23 protein-coding genes are annotated in these 23,323 nt (G+C 67.8%); 6 read left to right on the forward strand and 17 right to left on the reverse strand.

The features are described from left to right. Positions 1-5: 5 nt before the first annotated feature. Positions 6-1,331: an efflux RND transporter periplasmic adaptor subunit gene (locus IM738_RS11150; RefSeq protein ID WP_442908508.1), complete on the reverse strand. Its 1,326-nt coding sequence runs from the start codon at positions 1,329-1,331 to the stop codon at positions 6-8. A 162-nt stretch (positions 1,332-1,493) separates the two neighbouring features. Here IM738_RS11150 and IM738_RS11155 point away from each other — a divergent pair, with 162 nt between their 5' ends. Next, positions 1,494-2,162 carry a TetR family transcriptional regulator gene (locus tag IM738_RS11155; RefSeq protein ID WP_236965926.1) on the forward strand — a complete coding sequence of 223 codons (669 nt, stop codon included), beginning with the start codon at positions 1,494-1,496 and terminating at the stop codon, positions 2,160-2,162. Positions 2,163-2,232: 70 nt separating this feature from the next. Here the strand turns inward: IM738_RS11155 and IM738_RS11160 are convergent, their stop codons facing one another. From IM738_RS11160 to IM738_RS11200, 9 genes are all read right to left on the reverse strand, one after another. Next, on the reverse strand, positions 2,233-2,574 hold the full coding sequence (locus IM738_RS11160; protein WP_236965927.1) for a Na+/H+ antiporter subunit G: 342 nt from the start codon (positions 2,572-2,574) through the stop codon (positions 2,233-2,235). A gap of 19 nt (positions 2,575-2,593) precedes the next feature. Further along, positions 2,594-2,869, reverse strand: a complete 276-nt coding sequence (locus tag IM738_RS11165; RefSeq protein WP_236965928.1) for a K+/H+ antiporter subunit F — start codon at positions 2,867-2,869, stop codon at positions 2,594-2,596. Further along, positions 2,866-3,417, reverse strand: coding sequence for a Na+/H+ antiporter subunit E (locus IM738_RS11170; protein ID WP_236965929.1), 552 nt, complete (start codon positions 3,415-3,417; stop codon positions 2,866-2,868). Before IM738_RS11170 ends, IM738_RS11165 begins: the two co-directional genes overlap by 4 nt. Beyond that, positions 3,414-5,096: a monovalent cation/H+ antiporter subunit D gene (locus IM738_RS11175; RefSeq protein WP_236965930.1), complete on the reverse strand. Its 1,683-nt coding sequence runs from the start codon at positions 5,094-5,096 to the stop codon at positions 3,414-3,416. Before IM738_RS11175 ends, IM738_RS11170 begins: the two co-directional genes overlap by 4 nt. Further along, positions 5,093-5,476 (reverse strand): Na+/H+ antiporter subunit C, encoded by a 384-nt coding sequence (locus IM738_RS11180; protein ID WP_236966298.1) that lies wholly within the window; start codon positions 5,474-5,476, stop codon positions 5,093-5,095. The genes IM738_RS11175 and IM738_RS11180 overlap by 4 nt, the downstream gene beginning before the upstream one ends. Positions 5,477-5,478: 2 nt before the next feature. Next, entirely contained in the window at positions 5,479-8,313 is a 2,835-nt protein-coding gene (locus IM738_RS11185) for a monovalent cation/H+ antiporter subunit A (RefSeq protein ID WP_236965931.1), read from the reverse strand. Between the two features lie 133 nt (positions 8,314-8,446). Beyond that, the gene (locus IM738_RS11190; protein WP_236966299.1) at positions 8,447-9,604 is read right to left on the reverse strand and encodes an MFS transporter; all 1,158 of its coding nucleotides are present in this window, start codon (positions 9,602-9,604) and stop codon (positions 8,447-8,449) included. An 8-nt stretch (positions 9,605-9,612) separates the two neighbouring features. After that, a complete protein-coding gene (gene rmuC / locus IM738_RS11195) occupies positions 9,613-11,133 on the reverse strand; it encodes a DNA recombination protein RmuC (protein WP_236965932.1) in 1,521 nt (506 codons plus the stop codon). Between the two features lie 19 nt (positions 11,134-11,152). Continuing rightward, positions 11,153-12,577: a sodium:proton antiporter gene (locus tag IM738_RS11200; protein ID WP_236965933.1), complete on the reverse strand. Its 1,425-nt coding sequence runs from the start codon at positions 12,575-12,577 to the stop codon at positions 11,153-11,155. Between the two features lie 225 nt (positions 12,578-12,802). Between IM738_RS11200 and IM738_RS11205 the strand changes: the two genes are divergently transcribed. From IM738_RS11205 to IM738_RS11220, 4 genes are read left to right on the forward strand one after another with little or no spacing between them, the layout of a single operon-like run. Next, complete coding sequence (locus IM738_RS11205; RefSeq protein ID WP_236965934.1) at positions 12,803-13,273, forward strand: RidA family protein; 471 nt, start codon at positions 12,803-12,805, stop codon at positions 13,271-13,273. A gap of 33 nt (positions 13,274-13,306) precedes the next feature. After that, positions 13,307-13,891 (forward strand): flavin reductase family protein, encoded by a 585-nt coding sequence (locus tag IM738_RS11210; protein WP_442908509.1) that lies wholly within the window; start codon positions 13,307-13,309, stop codon positions 13,889-13,891. After that, on the forward strand, positions 13,888-14,331 hold the full coding sequence (locus IM738_RS11215) for an SRPBCC family protein (RefSeq protein ID WP_236965936.1): 444 nt from the start codon (positions 13,888-13,890) through the stop codon (positions 14,329-14,331). Before IM738_RS11210 ends, IM738_RS11215 begins: the two co-directional genes overlap by 4 nt. An 18-nt stretch (positions 14,332-14,349) precedes the next feature. Then, positions 14,350-14,820 (forward strand): GNAT family N-acetyltransferase, encoded by a 471-nt coding sequence (locus tag IM738_RS11220; protein WP_236965937.1) that lies wholly within the window; start codon positions 14,350-14,352, stop codon positions 14,818-14,820. Between the two features lie 76 nt (positions 14,821-14,896). On the opposite strand, the gene IM738_RS11225 is transcribed toward IM738_RS11220, so the two are convergent. Next, positions 14,897-15,439 (reverse strand): phasin family protein, encoded by a 543-nt coding sequence (locus IM738_RS11225; RefSeq protein ID WP_236965938.1) that lies wholly within the window; start codon positions 15,437-15,439, stop codon positions 14,897-14,899. Positions 15,440-15,636: 197 nt separating this feature from the next. After that, the gene (locus IM738_RS11230; protein ID WP_236965939.1) at positions 15,637-15,972 is read right to left on the reverse strand and encodes an SMR family transporter; all 336 of its coding nucleotides are present in this window, start codon (positions 15,970-15,972) and stop codon (positions 15,637-15,639) included. A gap of 221 nt (positions 15,973-16,193) precedes the next feature. On the opposite strand from IM738_RS11230, the gene IM738_RS11235 reads away from it, so the two are divergent. Next, the gene (locus tag IM738_RS11235; protein WP_236965940.1) at positions 16,194-16,622 is read left to right on the forward strand and encodes an SRPBCC domain-containing protein; all 429 of its coding nucleotides are present in this window, start codon (positions 16,194-16,196) and stop codon (positions 16,620-16,622) included. Positions 16,623-16,667: 45 nt separating this feature from the next. On the opposite strand, the gene IM738_RS11240 is transcribed toward IM738_RS11235, so the two are convergent. From IM738_RS11240 to IM738_RS11260, 5 genes are read right to left on the reverse strand one after another with little or no spacing between them, the layout of a single operon-like run. Further along, positions 16,668-17,945 carry an alanine racemase gene (locus IM738_RS11240; protein ID WP_236965941.1) on the reverse strand — a complete coding sequence of 426 codons (1,278 nt, stop codon included), beginning with the start codon at positions 17,943-17,945 and terminating at the stop codon, positions 16,668-16,670. Positions 17,946-17,951: 6 nt separating this feature from the next. After that, positions 17,952-18,134 (reverse strand): hypothetical protein, encoded by a 183-nt coding sequence (locus tag IM738_RS11245; protein ID WP_236965942.1) that lies wholly within the window; start codon positions 18,132-18,134, stop codon positions 17,952-17,954. A gap of 5 nt (positions 18,135-18,139) precedes the next feature. Continuing rightward, the gene (gene parC / locus IM738_RS11250) at positions 18,140-20,485 is read right to left on the reverse strand and encodes a DNA topoisomerase IV subunit A (protein ID WP_236965943.1); all 2,346 of its coding nucleotides are present in this window, start codon (positions 20,483-20,485) and stop codon (positions 18,140-18,142) included. A gap of 21 nt (positions 20,486-20,506) precedes the next feature. Next, positions 20,507-21,262 carry a lytic transglycosylase domain-containing protein gene (locus tag IM738_RS11255; RefSeq protein ID WP_236965944.1) on the reverse strand — a complete coding sequence of 252 codons (756 nt, stop codon included), beginning with the start codon at positions 21,260-21,262 and terminating at the stop codon, positions 20,507-20,509. After that, positions 21,262-23,232, reverse strand: coding sequence for a DNA topoisomerase IV subunit B (locus tag IM738_RS11260; protein ID WP_236965945.1), 1,971 nt, complete (start codon positions 23,230-23,232; stop codon positions 21,262-21,264). Before IM738_RS11260 ends, IM738_RS11255 begins: the two co-directional genes overlap by 1 nt. Between the last annotated feature and the right edge of the window lie 91 nt (positions 23,233-23,323).

A 23,323-nucleotide genomic window follows, 5' to 3' on the forward strand; every position in this document is an offset into this window, starting at 1 on the left:
GCTCCTTACTTGGCCGCTGCCGGAGCGGGGGCTGCTGCGGGCTTGGTTTCAGCGGCTGGCGGTGTGCCTGCCGCTGGAGCACCCGCGGGTGCGGCAGGCGCCGCTGCGGGCGCTGCGCCCGGCGGCGTCCATGGCACCGCTTTCACCGGCGTGCCGGGCGGCATCATCTGCAGCTTCTGGAAGCCGTCCACCATCACCTGCTCGCCGGCTTTCAGGCCGTCCATGACGACCCACTGGCCGCCTTGCTGGCCGCCGACCTTCACCTTGCGCTGCTCGATCTTGCCGTCCGCACCCACCACCGACACCGTGTCGCCCTGGGCCGAGCGGGTCACCGCCTGCTGCGGCAGCTGGATCGCGTCGCTGGCGGTCGCCTGTTCCAGGCGCACGCGCACGTACAGGCCCGGCAGCAGCGCACCGCCGGGGTTGGGCACCTCGGCGCGCAGCGTCACCTGGCCGGTGGTGGCGTCCACCGTCAGATCGGAAAACAGCAGCTTGCCGGGCTTGGCATACTCGCTGCCGTCGTCCAGCACCACGCGCACGGCGGCCGCACCGTTGCCCGCGCCCTTGAGCTGACCGGCTTCCATCGCGCGCTTGAGGCGCATGGCTTCCGTGGCCGACTGGGTGAAGTTCACGTAGAGCGGGTCCACCTGCTGGATCACGGCGAGCGCCGTGGCCTCGCCCTGTCCCACCAGCGCACCCTCGGTCACCAGCGCGCGGCCGATGCGGCCCGAGATCGGCGCGGTCACGCTCGCGTAATTGAGGTTGATGCCCGCCGTGCGCACGGCGGCACGGGCCGCCGCGACGTCGGCTTCGGCGGATTTCTGTGCCGCCACGGCGGTGGTGAACTCCTGCTGGCTGATGGCGTTTTCGGCCACCAGCGGCTTGTAGCGGTCGGCGACCGCCTTGGTGTTGGCCAGGTTGGCTTCGGCACGGGCCAGCGAGGCCTGCGCGCTCTGCAGCGTGGCCTGGTACGGGGCGGCATCGATGCGGAACAGCGCCTGACCGGCTTTCACGTCGCTGCCCTCGCGGAACAGCTGCTGCTGCACGATGCCCGCCGCGCGTGCCCGCACCTGCGCCACGCGCGAGGCCTCCAGGCGGCCAGGCAACTCGGTCTGCAGGCCCACGTCACCCGGGGTGACCGTCACCACGCCCACTTCCGGTGCCGGCATGCCCCCGCCCGGTGCACCACCAGCCGCCGCCGGGGCGTCGGCCTGGCCACAGGCCGCCAGGGCCGCCAACAGCGGCAGCAGCACCAGGGCCTGGCGCAGGCGCACGGTGGTCATGGACGACGCCGTCGGGCGCCGCGAGAAAGATGGGGTGGTTGCGGGCATGAATAACCTCTTGGGCGACAGGTGATGTATGGAACGACGGAGAATCAGGACAGGTATCGGGGAGTGCAAGGCGCGTGCCAAGACCTTCAAAAGGGACGCAGTATACATACACACACGAATGTATGTATATTCGCGGGGTCTCTTCTTTTGTGAGCACACCACATGGTCCGCCGCACCAAGGCCGATGCCGAAGCCACCCGCCACTCGCTCCTGGACGCAGCCGAACAGCTGTTTCAGGCGCGTGGCGTTTCGCGCACCTCGCTCAACGACATCGCCACCGCCGCCGGCACCACGCGCGGCGCGATCTACTGGCACTTCAAGGACAAGGCCGACCTGTTCAACGCGATGATGGAACGTGTCACCCTGCCGCTGGAAGAGTCCATGGCCTGCGCCGGTGCCAACGCCCGCGTGTCCGACGATCCGCTGCACATTCTGCGCGATTCGCTCAAGGAAGCGCTGCACAAGACCGCCACCGACGAGCAGACGCGCCGCGTGTTCGAGATCGCGACGCACCAGGTGGAATACAACGACGAGATGCACGCGGTGCGCGAACGCCATCTGCAGGTGCGCAACGACTGTGTGAAGCAGACCGCGCAGGTGCTGCAGGCGGCGGCACACAAACAGGGCCTGAAACTCGCCATGCCCTTCTCTTCCGCTGCGCTGGGCATGCACGTCATCGCTGACGGCTTGATCCAGAACTGGCTGCTCGAGCCCGGCGCCTTCGACCTGCAGAAAGCGGGCCGGCAAACCATCGACACCTACCTCAGTGGCCTGGGCTTTGCATTGAAACCGGGCCACCCTTCACCCCCAAAACCGGTCCAGAGCGCCTGAACCCCGGCGAGTCGGCCGCTTGCGCCAAAACAGGGCCTGCTCGCACAGTGCCTTTGCCGATCGGCTGAGTTCAGTCGGGGGACCGCTCGGGCACCGCGTCGACCGGCGCCGGCGCGCGCGATGGCAGCTTCAGGTGCAGGGCTGCCTGCGCCAGCAGGTTCGCGGACACCGGTGCGGTCACGAACACGAACAGCGTGATGAGCAACTCGGCGATGCCCGGACGGCCCTGCGCGGCAGCCACCAGCATCGACGCGATCAGCACCCCGCCCACGCCCAGCGTGGACGCCTTGGTCGGTGCATGCAGGCGCATGTAGAAGTCGGGCAGGCGCACCAGGCCGATGGCGCCCACCAGCAGAAAGAACGCCGCGATCACGATCACGGCGGCAGCGGTCCATTCGATCAAGGGGTTCATGTGCGGTGGTCCCTTCGGCTCATTCCACCACGTCGCCGCGGCTGAGGTAGCGGGCCAGCGCCACGGTGGAGGCAAAACCCAGCATCGCCACCAGCAGCGCACCTTCGAACAGCAGTGCCGTGTTCCAGCGGATGCCCAACAGCACGATGAGCGCCACCGCGTTCATGTAGAGCGTGTCCAGTGCGAGCACGCGATCGGTGGCGCTCGGTCCGCGCAGCAGCCGCACCGCGCACAGCAGCACAGCCAGCGTCACCGCAGCGATACCGATGTTCAGCGCCATGTCGAGCACATTCATGTGAGGCTCCCGGGGTCAAGGTGGAAGACGCGCAGCAGCGGCGCCTCGTAGCGATTTTTCATCTCGGTGGCCATCGCGGCAGCGTCTTCGCAGACGAGGGCATGGACCAGGATCACCCTCTTCTCCTCGTCAATCACCGCCGACACGGTGCCGGGCGTGGTGGTGATGATGCTCGCGAACAAGGCGTTGACGCGGTGATGGTCGCTGGCCAGCGGCACGGGAATCCAGCCCGGCTGCATGCGATCAAGGGGCCCCAGCACCAGCCTCGCCACCACCACGTTGGACACCACAATGTCCCACAGCACCACGGCCATGAGACGCAAGGCCGTCGGCCAATGCACGGCGCTGGCCTGCGTCAGGAACGGGCTCAGCAGGCGCGGCACGACCAGGCCGATCAGCAGCGCCGAGAGCAGGTGCACCGGCTCCAGGCTGTGCGACAACGCCAGCCAGCTCAAGCCCAGCAGCACAGAGAGCACCGGGTGGGCGAACCAGCCGCGGGCCGGGTAACGTTTGCTGCGGGGCGCCGTGCGGGATGCGTCGGATGTCATGGCAGGACCTTGGCTGGCGCCGGCGCGGCGGCGGGCTGAAGGGGGGATGTGGAGCGGGTGCCGTCGTAGGGCCGCGTGGTGCGCGCCCCGGCCCCGCCTTGCGAGCCCAGCACCGCCTCGGCGTAGGCGGCGGTGTCGGCCAGTTGCGCGGCGGCCGCGTCGGTGTAGCGTTTGACCGGCGAAGCCAGCAACGCCAGCGCCACCGTGATCGCCATGAAGGCCCAGGCTGCCGACAGCAGTTTGACGCTGGCACCGGACTCCGCGACGGATGCGCCCTCGTCCGGCTGGACGTGCCAGAACACGATCACCCCGGCGCGTGCCAGACCCACCATGCTGAAGAAGCCCACGGTCAGCACCACACCCCAGACCCAGGCCTGCGCCGCCAGACCGGAAGCACTCTGCAGGATCATGAGCTTGCCCAGAAAACCCGGCAACGGCGGCAGCCCCGCCGCTGACGCGGCGCCGAACAGCATCATCATGCCCAGCAGCACCGGCTCGCGCAGCGCCGCCGCTGGGCGCAGCCTGTCGCCCGCCTCGCCGCGCTGCGCGGCCATCAGCTCCACCAACAGGAACAGGCCCGCGATCACGATGGTGCTGTGCAGCGTGTAGTAGAGCGCGGCAGACAGGGTCTCGGGCGTGAACAGACCCACGCCGGCCAGGATGGTGCCCACGGAAGAGACCGTGAGGTAGGCCACCATGCGGCCCATGCTGTGCGCGGCGAGCGCACCAAATGCACCCAGCACGCTGGTGGTCAGCGCCAGTGGCAGCAACCAGGCCTGCGCGGCCAGGCTGGCTTCACCCGCCTCGACACCGAAGATGCCCCAGTGCGTGCGGATGATGCTGTAGACCCCCACCTTCGTCATGATGGCGAACAGCGCCGCCACCGGCGCACTCGCCGAGGCGTAGGTGCCGGGCAGCCAGAAATACAGCGGCACCAGCGCTGCCTTCAGGCCAAACACCACCAGCAGGATCAGCGCGGCCGCACGCGCGATCAGCGCCGATTCGCCGGTGAGCTGGGCCACGCGCAGGGCCAGGTCGGCCATGTTCAGCGTGCCGGTCACGGCGTAGACCATCGCCAGCCCGATCAGGAACAGGCCCGACCCGGCAAGGTTCAGCACCACGTAGTGCATCCCCATGCGCAGGCGTTCGCGGCCCAGCCCGTGCAGCAGCAGCACATAGGAAGCGATCAGCAGCACCTCGAAGAACACGAACAGGTTGAACAGGTCACCGGTCAGGAAGGCGCCGCTCAGGCCCATCAGCTGAAAGTGGAAGATCGCATGGAAATGCCGCCCACGCACGTCCCATCCGCCCGTGGCGTACCAGAGCACGGGCGCAGCCACCAGGTAGGTCAGCAACACCATCAGGGCAGAGAGTCGATCGAGCACCAGCACGATGCCGAACGGCGCCGACCACTCTCCCAGCTGGTACACCAACAGCTCGCCGCCGGCCGCGCGCCACACCAGACCAGCCGCCATCACCGCGCCGAGCACCACCGACGCCAGGCTCAGCCGGCGACGCCAGCGCACCCGGGCGCTGTCGTGCCCGCCGCCCTGCTCGGCCATGCCACCCAGATCGCCCAGATCGCCCAGCAGAAGCAGGCCCATCGCGGTGAACGAAGGCAACAGCACCGAGAGCAGCGGAGCGTGCTGCAGCCAGAAAGCCAGGACCGACTCCATCATGGCTGGCGCTCCCCGTGGTGGGTGGCTTCGGCCGCAGGCGAGCGCCCCGTGGCGCGTGCGGGCTCACGGCCGTCGACGTGGTCGCTGTCACTTTCATGGCGGTTGCGCAGCGCCAGTTCGATCACGAAACCGGTGGTCGCAAAGCCGATCACGATGGCCGTGAGCACCAGGGCCTGCGGCAGCGGATCGGCCACCGGCCCCTCGCCCACCAGGATGGGTTGCGCGTTGGACCACAGGCGGCCCATCACGAAGATGAACACGTTGACCGCGTAACCAAACAGGGACAAGCCCAGCACCACCGGGAACGTGCGCCCGCGCAGCATCAGGTAGATGCCGCAGGCGGTGACAAAGCCGATGCCCGTGGCCAGCAAGAATTCCATGCTCATGAATGGCCTCCGGCCGAAGCGGGTGAGTGGGCCGGGCCTTCCCGGCTCACCGAGCCCAGCACCGAGATGGTCAGCAGCGTCGCGCCCACCACCGTGAGATAGACCCCCAGGTCGAACAGCGCGGCCGAGGCCAGCGGCAGCTCACCCAGCAGCGGCACGTGCGGGTGCCCGTGGGCGCTGGTGAGGAAGGGCCGGCTCCACAGGAAAGCGCCCGCGCCGGTCAGGCCGGCGATGGACAGGCCAGCGCCGATCCAACGCACGAAGCGGCGGCCCACCTGCGCACGCAGCATGGCCTCTGCTTTGGCCTGGCCCAGCGACATGAACTGCAGCACCAGCGCCACCGCCGTGATCAGGCCGGCAATGAAGCCACCGCCCGGCAGGTTGTGGCCGCGCATGAAGATGTAAAGCGTGAACACCAGCGCCAGCGGCAGCACCACCGACGCCGCCACGCGCAGCAGCAGCGGCTGGGTGGCGAAGGTCCAGGCCAGCCCTTGCGGATCGGTCAGCGGCCGGCGCGTGCGCATGCCGTCCATCAGCGCGAGCACGCCGATGGCCGCGATGCCCAGCACCGTGATCTCACCGAAGGTGTCGTAGCCGCGGAAGTCGACCAGGATCACGTTGACCACGTTGGTGCCACCGCCTACCGGCAGCGATTTCTCCAGGAAATACCAGGCGATGGAATCGTGGTTGCGCGTGAGCAGCACCCAGGCCACCCAGGCCACGCCGGCGCCGCCAGCGAGCGCCAGGCCGCCATCGCGCGCACGGCGCAGCGCCGACGACTCGCGCGGCGAGTGTTGCGGCAGCAGCGCCAGACCCATGAGCAGCAGCACGGTGGACACCACCTCCACCGACAGTTGCGTCAGCGCCAGGTCGGGCGCTGAGAGGCTCACGAAGGTGAGCGAGGTCACCAGCCCCACCACGCCCACCAGCACCACGGACTGGAACCGCTGGTGGTGCGTGAACGCAATGGCGACGCAGGCCGCGATCAGCAGCAGCCAGACCGCGATGGCCAGCGGCGAGGCGGGCAGCGGTTCACGCGTCCCCGCACCGATGCCCTGCCCCACCAGCTGCGTCGCCGCCACCACCACGGCCGCCCCGATCAACCAGACCAGGTAGCGCTGCAGCGAGCCGGTTTCCAGGCGGTCAGAGACGCGGCCGGCGAGCCCGAACAGGCCGTCGATCACCGCATCGAAGATCTGGCGCCCGGTGGCCGGGCCGAACCAGGCCTCGGACTGAATGCGGTGCAGGCGCTGGCCGCGCACCAGCAGCAGGTACAGGCCGACACCGGCAGCCAGCGCGATCGCGCTCATCAGCAGCGGCAGGTTGAAACCGTGCCAGATCGCCAGGTGGTACTCGGGCAGCGGCTGGCCCACCAGCGCCGTGGCCGCCACGTGCACCAGTGGCCCGAAGGTGATGGCCGGCAGCAGGCCCACCCCGATGCACATCGTCACCAGCAGCATGGCCGGCAACTTCATACCCAGGGGAGGCTCGTGCGGGTGCGTGTTGGGCACGTCCCCCAGCTCGCCGTTGAAATACGTGTCGTGCACGAAACGCAGCGAATAAGCCACGCTGAACACGCCCGCCAGCGTCACCAGCGCCGGCACCACCCAGGCCCAGACACCCGAGGTGCCCACCACCGCCTCGGTGAAAAACATCTCCTTGGACAGGAAGCCGTTGGTCAGCGGCACACCCGCCATGGACGCGGCCGCCACCATGGACAACGTGGCCGTCCAGGGCATGAACTTCCAGAGGCCACCGAGCTGGCGCATGTCGCGCGAATGCGTCTCGTGGTCCACGATGCCGGCGATCATGAACAGCGAGGCCTTGAAGGTCGCGTGGTTCAACACATGGAAGACGGCGGCCACCGCAGCAAGCGGCGAGCCCAGCCCGATCAGGAACACGATCAGTCCCAGGTGGCTCACGGTGGAGTACGCGAGCAGGCCCTTGAGGTCGTGTTTGAAGAGCGCGATGAAGGCTGCGAACAGCACCGTGATCAGTCCCGCGCCGGTCACGAGCACCTCAAACCAGCCCGAGCCGGCGAGCACCGGGTGCATGCGCATCAGCAGGAACACACCGGCCTTCACCATGGTGGCCGAATGCAGGTAGGCCGACACCGGCGTCGGCGCGGCCATGGCGTCGGGCAGCCAGAAGTGGAACGGGAACTGCGCGCTCTTGGTGAAGGCGCCGAGCAGGATCAGCAGCAACGCGGGCACGAAGCGAGGGTCGGCCTGAATGGCCGTCACGTTCGCCACCATGGCACTGAGCTCATGGGTGCCCGCGATCTGCCCCAGCAAGACGAAGCCACCCAGCATGGCCAGACCACCCCCGCCGGTGACCGCCAGCGCCTGGCGCGCACCGGCGCGCGCATCGGCCCGGTGGCTCCAGAAACCGATCAGCAGGAACGACGAGATGCTGGTCAGCTCCCAGAACACCACCAGCAGCAGCAGGTTGTCCGACAGCGCCACACCCAGCATCGCCGCCATGAACAGCATCATCTCGCTGTAGAACTTGCCGGGCGAATCCTTGGGGCTCAGGTAGAAGTGCGCGTAGAGCACGATGAGCAGGCCGATGAACAGGATCAGGCCCGCAAAGAGCAGCGACAGGCCGTCGAGCCGGAACGTGAGGTTCAGCCCGATCTCCGGCACCCAGGCCCAGGCATTGCGCACCGTCTCGCCTGCCATCACCCCCGGCGCCTGGCTCAGCAGCAGTCCCAGACTGGAGGCCGTGACCGCACCAGCGGCCAGCGCCGTCGCCAGACGGGACCGGGGTCCGAGCCAGAAAGTGGCCGCGGTGCCCGCGAGCAGCGGGAGCAAGACGATCAGCAGGAGCACGGTGAGGGTTCCATGGTGGTGTCAAGGCTGATCCATGGATCAACCGGCATTCAAAGAACGATACCGACCGCCGCGGTCGAGTTCCCGGGACGGCGCTGAAGCATGCCCCCGGACCGGGTGGCACGCCAGAGGATCAGTGAGCCGGAGGCCCCGCCTCGCGAGGCAACAACCAGGCCAGACGGCAGCCCAAGCCTACCATCCCGCCCACGATCCAGAACACACCCGCCACGCCGAGCAGCGTGCCGACCGAACCAAACAGCATCGGCATCACCACGCTCGACCCATTGATCGCCATCGCGCGCAGGCCGAGCGCTTCGCCGTGGCGGTGTCGCGGCGTGATCTGGTGCAGCGTGCTCATGATCATGGGCTGCACCGACCCCAGCGCCACACCAAGCAGCACCGACAGCCCGCCCATGGCCCAGGCGCTGTGGGCGAGCGGATAGACAGCGAACAGCAGCGCCGTGCTCAGCATCGCCGAGCCGATCACCACCGGCTCGCGCAGGTGCGCGGCCAGCCAGGGCATGACCAGCCGCACGGCGGTGGCGGCCAGCGCGAACGCGCCGAGGATGGCGCCGATCACCGTGGCGCTCAGCTGGCGTTCATGACCGATCACCGGCACCAGGAAGGTGTGCACGTCCCAGCACGAAGACAACAGCCAGTTGATCAGCATGAGCCGGCGGAACCCGGTCTCGCGCAGCAGGTTCCACGACGAGCCGCTGGTGTTGCGCTCCTCGGGCGCCACCGGCGCCTGCTCCACCACGCGGCGCACCCAGAACCAGGCCAGCGACGGCAGCAGCGCCAGCAGCAGATAGGCCGCGCGAAAACCCGAGGCATCGATCAGCACGCCCGCCGCGAGTGGGCCGATGAAGTTGGAGATCGACGGACCGATGGACATCCAGCTGAACACCTGCTTGAGCTCGGTGGCGTTGTTCGCCAGCCGGCCCACATGGCGCTGCAGCGCGATCATGGCCAGCCCGGTGGCACCCCCGCAGGTCAGCGCGGTGACGCACAACACGCCAAACACCGGGAAGGCCACGGCCAGCGCGGCCCCCGCAGTGGCCGCGCCCACCGCCAGCCGCACCGGTTTCTTCAGGCCACGGCGGTCGGCGTAGCGGCCGGCGGGCAAAGCGAGGAACACCTGGGCCAGCGCGAACAGCGCCAGCAGCATGCCCACCGCGACCGGGCTGTGGCCCTCGCGCAGCGCCATCAGCGGCGCGGCCATGCGAAAGCCGGTCATGCAGGCGTGCAGGCTGATCTGCGCAGCGATCAGCCGCGCCAGGCCGGCTTTCAGGGGTGCGCTCAAGTGTCTCCGTCGTCGCCGGGGTCCAGCGGCAGCAGCGCGCTGGCCTTGTCTTGCGGCAGCGCCTCGACCGTCTTGAGCGCGCGGGTCATGGCGCGGCTGCGCGTCTCGGCGCTGTCGAGGGTGTTGAGCACGGTCTGGGTCTGGTTCTTCACCTTGGCGAGCACGTCTCCGAACTTGGTGAATTCGGTCTTGACCGCGCCCAGCACCTGCCAGACCTCGCTGCTGCGTTTCTCCAGCGCCAGCGTGCGAAAGCCCATCTGCAGCGAGTTGAGCATGGCCATGAGCGTGGTCGGCCCGGCGAGCGTGACGCGGTATTCGCGCTGCAGCACCTCCATCAGCCCCGGTCGGCGCAGCACCTCGGCGTACAGGCCTTCGGTGGGCAGGAACAGGATCGCGAAGTCGGTGGTGTGCGGCGGCTCCAGGTACTTGTCGGCCATGCTTTTGGCTTCGAGCTTGATGCGCTGCTCCAGCCCGCGCGCGGCGATCTCGGCGCCTTCGGCGTCGGCGCGCTGCTGCGCATCGAGCAGGCGCTCGTAGTCTTCGTTGGGAAACTTCGCGTCGATGGGCAGCCAGCACGGGGCGCCGTCGTCGCCGCGACCGGGCAGCCGAACAGCGAAGTCCACGGCGTTGCGGCTGCCGGGCCGGGTGGTGACCTGGGTCGCGTACTGGTCGGGGGCGAACACCTGTTCGAGCAGCGCGCCGAGCTGTGCCTCGCCGAACATGCCGCGCGTCTTCACGTTGCTCAACAGGTGCTTCAAGTCGCCCACGCCCTGCGCCAGCGTCTGCATCTCGCCCAGGCCTTTGTGCACCTGCTCCAGCCGGTCGGCCACCTGCTTGAAGCTCTCGCCCAGGCGCGCCTGCAGCGTGCTCTGCAGCTTCTCGTCCACCGTCGCGCGCATCTCGTCGAGCTTGGCGGCGTTGCTCTGCTGCAGCTGGGCCAGCTGGCCGTCCAGTGTGGTGCGGATCTCGGCCAGTCGGCGCGCATTGCCCTCGCTCATGTCCTGCAGCTGGCGCGTGAGCGTGTCGCTCAGCGTGCCGCGCAATTGCACCAATTGCTGCGCAAAGGCGTCGATCTGCGCGTTCTGCGTGCGCGTGGCCTCGGCCGCCTGCTGGCCCATGCCCAGGCTGATGGCCTGCAGCTGCTGGGTCAGCGTGTCGCCCAGCGTGCCGCGCAATTGCAGCAACTGCTGGGCAAACGCGTCGAGCTGGGTGTTCTGCGTGCGCGTGGCTTCGGCGTCCTGCCGCGTCAGCGTGTCCTGGAAGGTCGCCAGCGTCTGCTGGATCTCCTGCCGGCCGGCGCGCGAGCTGTCGCTGATCTCGCGGCGCAGCTCGCTCTCCGCCCGCTCGATGCGCTGCGTGGCCTGCTGGCCCTGCGCCTGCAGTGTGGCCAGCAGTTGCTGTCGCTGTGCGGCTTCGTCGGCGTTGGCCGGCGGGCGGCGCAACAGCAGCCAGAGCACCAGCAAGGCGTTGAGCACGCCCAGCGCGAGCACGGTCCAGGTGAGCAAGTCGTCGGTCATTCGGGCATCGTACCGTTCATCAAACAAAGAAGAGCCAGGTCATGATGGCAAACAGCGGCACCAGGATGCCGACCGACCAGGCCATGTAGCCGAAGAAGCTGGGCATCTTGACGCCGCGGTCTTCGGCGATGGCCTTGACCATCAGGTTGGGTGCGTTGCCGATGTAGCTGTTGGCGCCCATGAACACCGCACCGGCCGAAATCGCCACCAGCGTGGGGGCCAGCGTGGTCATGAGCACGGCCGGGTCGCCGCCGGCGGTGTTGAAGAACACCAGGTATGTTGGCGCGTTGTCCAGGAAGGAGCTGAGCACGCCCGTGGCCCAGAAGTACATGGCCGGGTTCGGCGAACCGTCGGGGTTGGTCACGGCGCGCACCACGGCGCCAAACGGGCCGTCCACGCCGGCCTTGAGCATGGCGATCACGGGGATGATGGTCAGGAAGATGCCCGCGAACAGCTTGGCCACCTCCTGCATCGGTGCCCAGGAAAACTGGTTGTCGGCGTGCACGCCCGACGGCGTCAGCTGCAGCGAGGCCACCGTCACCGCGATCAGGCCCAGGTCGCGCAGCAGGCCGGGCAGGCCGACCTCGGTGCCGGCGATGTTGAACGACACATCGGACTTCCACAGCCCGCTCATCAGCACCAGCGCCACCACCACGGCCAGCAGCACGAAGTTGATGCCGCCGTCGAAACCGAAGGCCCGGTCGTCGGGCGTCGGGTCTTTCGGCAGGATCTCTTCCTTGCGGTGGTAGTACCACCAGTCGATGCCGTAGAACAAGGCCAGCAGCGCAGCCAGCAGGAACGCCGTCTCGGGCAGGATGTGGATCAGCGTCCAGGAAAACTCCACGCCTTTCAGGAAACCCAGGAACAGCGGGGGGTCGCCCAGCGGCGTGAGCGAACCGCCGGCGTTGGAGACGATGAAGATGAAGAACACCACCACGTGCACCACGTGCTTGCGGTGGTCGTTGGCGCGGATCAGCGGGCGGATCAGCAACATCGATGCGCCGGTGGTGCCCATGAAGCTGGCCAGCACCGCACCCACCGCCAGGATCGCCGTGTTCAGCCCCGGGCTGCCGTGCAGGTTGCCGCGGATGAAGATGCCGCCGGCCACGGTGTAGAGCGCGGTGAGCAGGATGATGAAAGGGATGTACTCGGCCAGCATCGCGTGCGCAATGCCCGCGCCCGCGGCCGACGCGCCGAACACCGCGGCAAACGGCAGCAGGAACGCCAGCGCCCAGGCCGCCGACACCTTGCCGAAGTGGTGGTGCCAGAAGATCGGCGCCACCAGCGGCACCAGCGCGATCGACAACAGGATGCCGGCAAACGGCACGCCCCAGAGCACGGACAGCTGGCTGCCGTCCATGTCGGCGGCCTGAGCGAGCAAGGGCAGCAGGCCGGCGGCCAGGGCGGCCAGGCGCGCCACAGCGCGCGGGGAAAGGGTCTTCATCGTGGTGTCTCCAGCGGGCGACTCGGCCGGTCGCCTGGTTCATGGGGAGCCGGGGCAGGCCTGAAGGGCCGGGCACCGGATCGCGAAACAAAGCCCCCGATTATTCCAGCAGTGCGCTGAAGAACCGCTGACGACCACCCCGACCCACCCCCGCCGATAGAATGGCCCGCACCCCTTGCACCTCCCTGGTCGCGGTGCCCCTTCCCCAGCCTTCAGGAGCCATTCATGAGCGTTTACGACAAGCTGTCCCAACTGGGCATCGCCCTGCCCCCCGTGGCCATTCCCGCCGCCGCCTACGTGCCCTTCGTGCAGACCGGCAATCTGATCTTCCTCAGCGGCCACATTGCGAAAAAGGACGGCAAACCCTGGGTCGGCCAGCTCGGCCTGACCATGACCACCGAAGAAGGCAAGGCCGCCGCCCGCGCCATCGCCATCGACCTCATGGGCACCCTCGCCGCCGCCTGCCTGGCCGGTGGCAAGACGCTCGACGACGTCAAACGCATCGTCAAGGTCATGAGCTTGGTCAACAGCTCCGGCACCTACACCGAGCAGCACCTCGTCACCAACGGTTGCAGCGAGCTGCTGGGCGAGGTGTTCGGCCCCCAGGCCGGCGCCCACGCGCGCAGCGCATTCGGTGTGGCGCAGATCCCGATGGGCGCCTGCGTCGAAATCGAGCTGATCGCGGAACTGGGGTAACCCAGCAACCAACTTCAGGGAGTGAGTGAGGACATGCCCATGCAGCCCGTTCCGCTCGACAAGGCCAGCCGCCTGCTCAACCACGGTCCCACCGTGCTGGTGGGCAGCGCGCACGGTGGCCGCGTGAATCTCATGGCCGCCGCCTGGGCCATGCCACTGGACTTCGTACCTCCCAAAGTGGCGGTCGTCATCGACAAAGCCACGCTCACCCGAGAGCTGGTGGACACCTCGGGCGTGCTCAGCGTGTGCGTGCCCTGCGTGGCCCAGGCCGACCTCACCCGTGCCGTTGGCGGCGAGAGCGGCAAAGACCACCCCGACAAACTGCAGCGGAGCGGTGTGTCGTTCGAACCGGGACCGTTGACCGGTTGCCCGCTGGTCCATGGCGCGATCGCCTGGATGGAGTGCCGCATCCTGCCCGCCACCGCGCACGTGGCGGGTCCTCATGACCTGATCCTGGCCGAGGTGCTCAGCGCCTGGGCGGACGACCGGGTGTTTTCGAACGGGCGCTGGCATTTCGAGAAGGGCCCCGACGGGCTGCGCAGCCTGCACCATGTGGCGGGCGGCTTCTTCTACGCCACGGGGGCCCCCGTGGCCCCCCTCACCGACGAACTGGCATGAGCACGGACATCGAACACCGCACCACGGTGGCCACCCCGCCCGCCCGCATCTTTCACCTCTACGCCGACGTGGCGAACTGGCACCGCTGGGACCCGGACACCCGGGTCGCGACGCTGAACGGCCCCTTTGCCGCCGGTTCACGCGGCACGCTGACGCCCAGCAAGGGAAACACCGTCCCCATGGTGGTGACCTTCGCCGATCCGGATCGGGGGTTCACCGTCGAGTCGCGGATTCCCCTGCTGCTGCGCATGGTGTTCGAACACGAGCTGATCGCGCGCGGGCCCTCGCAGACCGAGGTGGTGCACCGGGTCACCCTCACAGGGCCGCTGTCCTGGCTGATCGGTCCGGCGTTGAAACGCCAGCTGGACGCCGGTCTGCCGGTGACGCTGGCGCGGCTCAAGCGGATGGCAGAAACCGGATCGCCAGACGCACCCGTCTGACCCACTGTTGTGTGTCCCATGCCCCTCTCGATCCGCCCCATGCAAGCCGCCGACCTGTCCGCCGTTGGCGGGCTGTTCGACCAGTACCGCCGGTTCTACGAACAGGCGCCGGACCCCGGCCTGGCGCAGCGTTTCATGGCGGAGCGCTTCGAGCGTGGCGAATCGGTGGTGCTGGTGGCGCAGGCGTCCGGTGGCGAGCTGGTGGGCTTTTGCCAGATGTACCCGTCGTTCTGCTCGGTGGAGGCCGCGCCGATCTACACGCTGTACGACCTGTTTGTGTCGCCGCAAGCGCGTGAAGGGGGTGCCGGGCGGCAGCTGTTGCTGGCGGCCGAGGCACGGGCCGCCGCCGACGGCATGGTGCGCATGGACCTGACCACGGCCCGCACCAATTTGAGGGCGCAGTCGCTCTATGCGTCGCTCGGCTGGGTGCGGGACGGTGTGTTTCTGGCCTACAACCGGCGCGTGAACCAGCCATCCGTCACGGAATGAAGTTGGGCCAAAACAAAAAGAGGCTCCCGAAGGAGCCTCTTTTTGTTTTGGCAGGAGCCGTTCGCTCCCGGGTCGATCAGACCTTGGTGGCCTTCTTGACCAGATCGGTGGTCTGCTTCGAAGCGGCGGTGAAGTTGGCCTGGGCGGTGGCCGAGGCTTTCTTGATCGTGGCCTGGGCGGTTTCCACGGCCTTCTGGCCCTGGGTCAGCGCGCTCTGGAAAGCGGCCACAGCGGCTTCAGAACCGGCGGGTGCGTTCTTGACCAGCTGGTCCACGGACACGCCGATCGCCTTCTGTGCGTCGGCCATGCCGGCTTCGAGCTGCTTGACGAAATCGGCGCTGCCTTCGGTGGCGATGCTCTGCACGTGCTGGAAGTAGGCAGCCGATTTTTCAGCCAGGGGCTGGAAGAAGCTGGTCTGCAGGGTCATGAATTCCTGGGGGGTCTTCACAGACAGCACGGCCTGGGCATAGCTGAACGACTCGCCCAGAGCGGCCTTGGAGGCAGCCATGTTGAGATCGACCAGCTTTTCCACGCCCACGTAGGCCTTCTTGGCGGAACCTTCGAGGGCTTCCAGGTTGGCTTTGTTGGCGGCGATGATTTGTTCAGCGGGGTTGTTCATTTCAGTTTCCTTGAAGAGGGTTGACACACAGGGGCCGCCGGTGAACATGGTTCGGTTTCCCGATTTATGTTGCAGTGCAGCATGGGTGTGATTCTACGGGTAATCCCGAGGATGGCAAGTGTTTTTGCTGCACTGCAGCATTTTTAGAGGCGCACACCCAACCCGGCCGCTTCACCCCCGCGCCGCCAGGTCGTGGCTCAATGCCCGGCGACCTTGGAGAACAGGTTGATCACCATGACACCGGCCATGATCAGGGCGATGCCGATGAGCGCGGGCGCATCGAGCCGCTGCCCGAAAGCGAACCACCCGATCAGCGAGATCAGGACGATGCCCACGCCCGACCAGATGGCGTAGGCGATGCCGGTGGGGATGGTGGCCAGAGTCAGCGACAGGAAGTAGAAGGCGACGCCGTAGCCCGAGACGGTCACCACACTGGGCCAGAAGCGCGTGAACCCGGCGGACGTTTTGAGGAAGCTGGTGGCGATGACTTCGGCCACGATGGCCACGCCGAGGTGAAGGTAGGCGATGTTCATGGGCTGGACTCTACCCACCCGACCGGCCTGGGCCAAGCGGCAGTGAACATGGCCCGTGGCCGACGCAAGGCCTTTGATGGACCGCGTCCAGCAGTTGTGCGCACTGTGGGCTGCTGCAGGGTGGCCGACAGGGCACTATGCTGTCGCCGATGCCGCCGCGGGCCCATGCCCGCATCGCGGCCCATTTGTGAAACACCTCACCCAGCCCTGAAGGAGGCACCATGTCCGAGCAACCCACCCGCATCACCATCGAAGTCCGCCCGCGGTGCAGCATCGCCCGCGCCTGGGCTGCCTACACGGACCCCGGGTCGATCACACAATGGAACTTCGCTGCGCCGGAATGGCACTGCCCGCGCGCGGAAAACGACCTGCGCGTCGGCGGCGTGCTGCGCACTCGCATGGAGGCGCGCGACGGCTCGATGGGTTTCGACTTCGAGGGCACGTACACCGAGGTGGTGCCGCAGCAGCGACTGGTCTACGCGCTGGGCCCGGACCGCGAGGTGGTGGCGACCTTCCGCGACACGGGGGACGGGCACACCGAGGTGACCGTGAGCTTCACACCGGAAAACACCCACCCGGTGGAGTTCCAGAAAGCCGGCTGGCAGGCGATCCTGAACAACTACCGGGCGCACGCCGAGAGCGCGGCCTGACCCGTTGCGTCGGCCAGGGACTGGGCCCGATCCCGAACGACAGCGTCAGAACCAGGTGGTGACGGCATCCACCACGCGGTAGGCATCGTCCACCACCGGCATCCAGCGCCACTTGTCGAAGGTCGTACAGGGGTGTGAAATGCCGCAGGCCACGGTTTCGCCGAGTTGCGGCCACTCGGTCTGGGGCGCCGCCGGGTCGTGCCGCAGGTAGGCGTGCTGGTCGTTGAGGGCGTCGATGCGCCAGTGGGCGGGCACGGCCCTCGGTGCGTCACCCTTCGCGTCAGAGCGCCAGATAGGCAAGGGCAGATCGAGGTCGTGCGACACGTCGCGCCGGCCCATGCTGAGCAGGGCCAGGCCAGGCTCGGGGCAGCTCTGCACGCAGGCCAGCACCTCCAGCGCGGGCTTCAGGGTTTCACGAAGGCTCAGCCGTTCACCCACGCAGCAGAGGTAACGCTGGTAGCGCTGGTGGTCGTGCGTGAGGTAACAGCCCGAGCGCAGCACGCCGCGCACCGGGCGGCCCAGGTGGGGCGTCAAGCGCTCGGCCACCAGATCGAAGATGGCAGAGCCGCCGGCGCTGAGGATGACTTCTTCGTGGGTGAACCAGCCCTGGGCGATGGCTTCGCGCGCGATCGCGTCCACACGGTCCATCAGGGCTTGCACAGTGGCGCGGTCTTTGGCGTGGTCGCAGCTGGCGGTGGTGCCTTCGTAACATTCGATGCCAACGAGTTGCAGCGCCGGGCTGGCAGCGATGCGCTGGGCGATCTGCCGCGCTTCACCCGCCGTTCGGCAGCCGGTGCGCTGTCCAGCGATGCCCAGCTCCAGCAGCACCTCGAAGCGGCCGTTGAAGCCGCTCGCCGTGGCCCAGGCTTCGATCAGGTCCACCTGCCCCACCGAGTCCACCAGGAACAGCGAGCGCAACGCGGGACGTTCGGCGTGCAGCAGCGCCAGCGCGTCCAGCTCGGCGGGCTGGACCACCTGGTTGGCGATCAGCAGCACGGGCACGCCGTGGCGTGCGCCCACGACCGCCTGGAACACGGTCGCGAAGCTGATGCCCCACGCGTCCGCCTCCAGCTGCATGGCCCACAGCTCGGGCGACATGCTGGTCTTGCCGTGGGGCGCGAGCTCGATGCCGCGCTGCGCGCAGAAGTCCCGCATCCAGTGCAGGTTGTGCTGCAGCGCGCTGTGTTTGAGCACGGCCAGCGGCAGGGCCAGGTCACCGCGCAGCAGTTGCCAGCCTTGCTGGGGAATCTGCTCGCGCGTGAGCGGCGCGCCAGCGATGGGAAAGCCTTTGAGGTGGGGACCAAAGACCTGGGGCGGGGCCATGGCGGTTCAGCGGCGGTTCTTGCGCGCCTGCGCGCGACGCACCTGCCGGCTTTGTTGTGCCAGTGCGCGCTCGGCCTCAGCGGCCTGCTTCGCGTCGCGGCGGGCCTGGAGCCGTTTGCCGATGAGGCGGCCCACGAAAAAGGTCAGCACGAAGCTGGCCAGCACCACGAACAGGCCGATCCCATCCATGTTCATCACTCCACCCGCGTCACGCGGTTCGGCTTGAAGCCGAGATCGGCCGCTTTGCCTTTGCGGCCGCGCGCGGCGCGGGCGTTGTTGAGGCTGCGGATCTCCAGTGTCTCGTCGCGCTCCTTGCCACCGCGACCGATGCCTTCGATCTTGATGCTGCGCGTGTAGGCGGCCGCGCCGGCCAGCGTGTCCTTGGCTTCGAGGTCGATCAGCATCAGGCCGCGACCGCCCTTCTCCATGGCCTTGAGTTCGGTGATCTCAAACGTGAGGATGCGGCCACCGGTGGAGGCGCAGGCCACGTGCGTGGCGGCCAGCAGCGGCTGGCTGCCCGAGGTGTTCGCCACGTGGGACGGCGCGCAGATCGTCTCACCGTCGCCCACGCTGATGAAGGCCTTGCCGGCCTTCTGGCGCGAGACCAGGCTTTCCGCGGTGGCCAGGAAACCATAGCCGCCGGTGCTGGCGAGCAGAAGGGTTGCATGGACCGGGCCGGCGAAGTAGTGCAGTGGCTGCGTGCCGCTTTCCAGCTCGATCAGCGTGGTGATGGGCTGGCCGTCGCCGCGCGCGCCGGGCAGGCTGGCGACCGGCACCGAGTACACGCGGCCGTTGCTGCCGAAGACGATGAACAGGTCCACCGTGCGGCACTCAAAGGTGCCGTAGAGGCCGTCACCCGCCTTGAAGGCGAAGCTGCCGGCTTCGTGGCCGTGGCCGGTGCGCGCGCGCACCCAGCCCTTGCTGGAGATGACGACCGTGACCGGTTCGTCCACCACCTTGATTTCGGCCACGGCCTTTTTCTCGGTCTGGATCAGCGTGCGCCGCGGGTCGGCGAAGGTCTTGGCGTCGGCCTCGATCTCTTTGACCATCAGGCGCTTCAGGCTGGCCGGGTTGCCCAGGATGTCTTCCAGCTTGCCCTGCTCTTCGCGCAGGTCTTTGAGCTCCTGCTGAATCTTGATGGCTTCGAGCCGGGCCAGCTGGCGCAGGCGGATTTCAAGAATGTCTTCGGCCTGCCGGTCGCTGAGCCTGAAGGCTTCGATCAGCGCAGGCTTGGGCTCGTCGCTGTGGCGGATGATGCGGATCACCTCGTCGATGTTTAGCAGCACCAGCTGCCGGCCTTCGAGGATGTGGATGCGGTCGAGCACCTTGTTCAGGCGGTGCTGCGTGCGGCGGATGATGGTGGACTGGCGGAACGCGATCCACTCTTCCAGCATCAGCCGCAGGCTCTTCTGCGTCGGCCGGCCGTCGAGGCCGATCATGGTCAGGTTGATCGGCGCCGAACTTTCCAGGCTGGTGTGGGCCAGCAGCGCGGTGATGAGTTCGCTCTGCTCGATGCGGCTGCTCTTGGGCTCGAACACGAGCCGAACCGGCGCGTCCTTGCTGGATTCGTCGCGCACCACGTCCAGCACCATCAGCATGCTGGCTTTGAGCTGGGTCTGGTCCTGGCTCAGCGCTTTCTTGCCGGCCTTGACCTTGGGGTTGGTGATCTCTTCGATCTCTTCCAGCACGCGCTGGCTGCTCACGCCCGGCGGCAGCTCGTTGACCACCAGCTGCCACTGGCCACGGGCCAGGTCTTCGATCTTCCAGCGCGCACGCACCTTGAGGCTTCCGCGGCCCGTGCGGTAGGCGTCGGCGATGTCGCCCACCGGGCTGATGATCTGGCCGCCACCGGGGTAGTCCGGACCAGGGATCAGGGTGAACAGCTCGTCGTCAGTGAGCTGGGGGTTCTTCACGAGCGCCACGCAGGCGTCGGCCACCTCGCGCAGGTTGTGGCTGGGGATTTCGGTGGCCAGGCCCACGGCGATGCCCGAGGCGCCGTTGAGCAGGTTGAACGGCAGGCGCGCGGGCAGCTGCTTGGGCTCTTCGAACGAGCCATCGTAGGTGGGGATGAAATCCACCGTGCCCTGATCGATTTCGTCGAGCAGCAGGCCGGTGATCTTGGCCAGGCGCGCTTCGGTGTAGCGCATGGCGGCAGCGCCGTCGCCGTCGCGGCTGCCGAAGTTGCCCTGGCCATCGATCAGCGGGTAGCGCTGGCTGAAGTCCTGCGCCATGCGCACGAGCGCGTCGTAGGCCGCGCTGTCGCCGTGCGGGTGGTACTTGCCCAGCACATCGCCCACCACGCGCGCGCTCTTGACCGGCTTGGCCGCGGTGTTGCCGGAAAAGCCCAGACCCATGCGGTCCATGGCGTAGAGGATGCGGCGCTGCACCGGCTTCTGGCCGTCGCACACATCGGGCAGGGCACGGCCCTTGACGACGGAGAGCGCGTATTCGAGGTAGGCGCGCTGGGCGTAGGTGGCAAGGTTGTCTTCGCCGGGCTCAACGGGTTCGGCCGGCGCCAGGTCGGGGGTCAGGATGTCCATGGGGATTCGGTGTGGATCAGATCAGAGCGAGGCCACGGGCAGGCTGCCGCGTCGGGGCTGCATTGCAGCGGGTGACACGGTTGTCCGCCCCTCGCTCACCGCGCGGGGCGGCAGCAGGTTCTGGTGAAGTTGGGTGACCTTGCGCACGTAGTCGCGGGTCTCGGGATAGTTGGGCACCTTGCGGCCGGCGCGCAGCACGGCGCCCTCGCCCGCGTTGTAAGCCGCGATGGCCAGCTCCAGTTCGCCGTTGAAGTACTTCAGCAGCCAGGCCAGATAGCGGGCACCGGCCTGCACGTTGGTGCGCGGATCGGTCAGGCGCTCTTCCAGTGTCTGGTCGGCTTTGGAGCGCACGCCGAAGCGCTGCGCCGTGTCGGGCATGAGCTGCATCAGACCGACGGCGCCCTTGGGGCTGACCGCGCGGGTGTTGAAGCCGGACTCGGTGGCGATCACGGCCTGCAGCAGCTCGAACTCCAGCCCATGGGCATGGGCCGCTTCGCGGATGTGGTGGCGAACGGCCTTGAAATCGGGGGACACGTCGAAGCGTGCGCCGACGCCGGGCGGCGCATTGACCGCGCTGGGCGCCTGACCGCTGGGCGACACGGCCTGTGCCTTGGCACCCCGGTAGAACAGCTCATAGCGGCGATCGACCTGGTGGTCGGCGAAGTGCGTCACCCCTTTGCGATCCACGTAGCCCCAGATCTCGGCGCGAGCGGGCACGGCCGCGAGCAGCAGCCCGGCCACGGCCGACGCGACGAGCAGGCGAAACACGCGGCGCATCACACGTCCACCTCCACCGAGTCACCGTGCAGCTCCATGAGCTCGCGGCGGGAGGCCGCCTCGCCTTTTCCCATGAGCTTGGTGATCAGCGCCTCTGTTGCCGCAAAATCCATCGCGCCCAGCGTCACCTGCATCAGACGGCGGGTGTCGGGGTTGAGCGTGGTGTCCCAGAGCTGCTCGGCGTTCATCTCGCCCAAGCCCTTGAAGCGGCTGATCGGGCACTTCTCGCGCGCCACGCCGTCTTTTTCGGCCTTGTCGAGGATGGCCTGCAGCTCGCCATCGTCCAGCGCGTACTGCTTGAGCGCCGGCTTCTTGCCGCGCGCGGGCACGTCCACCCGGAACAGCGGCGGGCGCGCGACGTACACGTGGCCGGCTTCGATCAGTTTGGGGAAGTGGCGGAAGAACAGCGTGAGCAGCAGCACCTGGATGTGCGAGCCGTCCACGTCGGCATCGGACAAGATGCAGACCTTGCCGTAGCGCAGGCCGCTCATGTCGGGCGTGTCGAGCGGGCCATGTGGATCGACACCGATGGCGACCGAGATGTCGTGGATTTCGGTGTTGGCGAACAGGCGGTCGCGCTCCACCTCCCAGGTGTTGAGCACCTTGCCGCGCAGCGGCAACACGGCCTGGCATTCCTTGTCGCGGCCCATCTTGGCACTGCCACCGGCCGAGTCGCCCTCGACCAGGAACACCTCGTTGTGGGCCAGGTCGCGGCTCTCGCAATCGGTCAGCTTGCCCGGCAACACGGCCACGCCGGAACCCTTGCGCTTCTCCACCTTCTGGCCGGCCTTCTGGCGCGTCTGCGCGGCCTTGATGGCGAGTTCGGCGAGCTTCTTGCCGTAGTCCACGTGCTGGTTGAGCCAGAGTTCGAGCGCCGGGCGCACGAAACCGCCGACCAGGCGCACCGCGTCGCGCGAGTTCAGCCGCTCCTTGATCTGGCCCTGGAACTGGGGGTCCAGCACCTTGGCGCTCAGCACGTAGCTGGCACGGGCGAACACGTCTTCGGGAAGCAGCTTCACGCCCTTGGGCAGCAGCGCGTGCATCTCGATGAAGGCCTTGACCGCCTGGAACAGGCCGTCGCGCAGGCCGCTGTCGTGCGTGCCGCCGGCGCTGGTGGGGATCAGGTTCACGTAGCTCTCGCGCACCGGCTGGCCGTCTTCGGTAAAGGCGACGCACCACGAGGCGCCTTCGCCGTCGGCGAAGTTGTCGTCCTTGGCGTCGGCAAAACCTTCGCCTTCGAACAGCGGGATCACCGGGTCGCCGCTCAGCGTCTGCTGCAGGTAGTCGCGCAGGCCGGCCTTGTAGAGCCAGACCTGGGTGTCCTTGGTTTTTTCGTTCACCAGCGTGACCTGCACGCCCGGCATCAGCACCGCCTTGCTGCGCAGCAGGTGCGTCAGCTCGGCCATGGGCAGCGCGGCGGATTCGAAGTACTTGCCGTCGGGCCAGGCGCGCACGGTGGTGCCCTGCTTGCGGTCGCCCTCGCCCTTGGGCGCGATCACCAGTTGCTCGATCACGTCACCGGCTGAAAACGCCAGCCTGGCCACCTGGCCTTCGCGGTAGCTGATCACTTCCAGCCGGGTCGAGAGTGCGTTGGTCACGCTCACGCCCACGCCGTGCAGGCCGCCCGAGAAGCTGTAGGCGCCGCCCGAGCCCTTGTCGAACTTGCCGCCTGCGTGCAGGCGGGTGAACACCAGCTCGACCACCGGAGCTTTCTCTTCAGGATGCAGGCCGAACGGGATGCCGCGGCCGTCGTCTTCCACGCTCACCGAGTGGTCGGTGTGCAGCGTGACCTTGATCTTCTTGCCGTGGCCGGCCAGGGCCTCGTCGGCCGCGTTGTCCAGCACTTCCTGGATGATGTGCAGCGGGTTGTCGGTCCGGGTGTACATGCCCGGGCGCTGCTTGACCGGCTCCAGTCCCTTGAGGACGCGGATCGAGCCTTCGGAATATTCGTTGGGAGATTGGGATGCCATGGGGGCGGATTGTAAGCATCCTTGCACAAACCACTGGATGCAAATACAGATCAACCACATCTCGCGCGCCTGCCGATGCCCACAGCGCATC

The organism is Hydrogenophaga sp. SL48 (assembly GCF_021729865.1).
Lineage (GTDB): Bacteria > Pseudomonadota > Gammaproteobacteria > Burkholderiales > Burkholderiaceae_C > Hydrogenophaga.